Source organism: Aerococcus sp. L_32, from assembly GCF_050689315.1.
Map to the genome: position 1 here is coordinate 1 of NZ_JBOEQF010001057.1, position 639 is coordinate 639.

1 pseudogene is annotated in these 639 nt (G+C 42.3%); it reads left to right on the top strand.

Going from position 1 to position 639, the window contains the following annotated elements:
• Positions 1–639: pseudogene (locus tag ACRCJ0_RS18170) on the top strand (pyruvate carboxylase); the annotation flags it as partial.

Sequence of the window (639 nt, forward strand, 5' to 3'; positions counted from 1 at the left end):
TTACGTAACCGTATCTGTAATTCTGCCCGTGACTTCTTAGATTCAGTGGACTACGCTAATGCCGGAACTGTTGAGTTCTTGTTAGATGGCGATGACTTCTACTTTATCGAAGTAAACCCTCGTGTCCAAGTAGAACATACAATTACAGAGCAAATCACTGGTGTGGACATTGTCCAAACACAGATCCGTGTTGCTGCAGGTGAAAGCTTAAGTGAAATTGGTTTACCAGCACAAGAAGACTTACCATTAAATGGTTTTGCAATCCAATGTCGTGTAACTACAGAGGATCCAAATAACAACTTCTTCCCAGATACAGGTAAAATCAACACTTACCGTTCTCCAGGCGGTTTTGGTGTCCGTTTAGATGCGGGTAATGGTTTCCAAAATACGGTTGTTAGTCCGTACTTTGACTCAATGATCGCTAAGTTAATCACTTACGGTACAGATTTCGAAGATACGGTAGCAAAAACAGACCGTGCCTTAAGAGAGTATCGTGTGCGTGGTGTTAAGAACAATATTCCGTTCTTGCGTAACGTTGTAAACCATCCTGTTTTCCAAGAGGGTACGGCAAACACTGTATTCATCGACAATACACCTGAATTGTTCAACTTCCCTAAAGAACGAAACCGTGACCGAGGA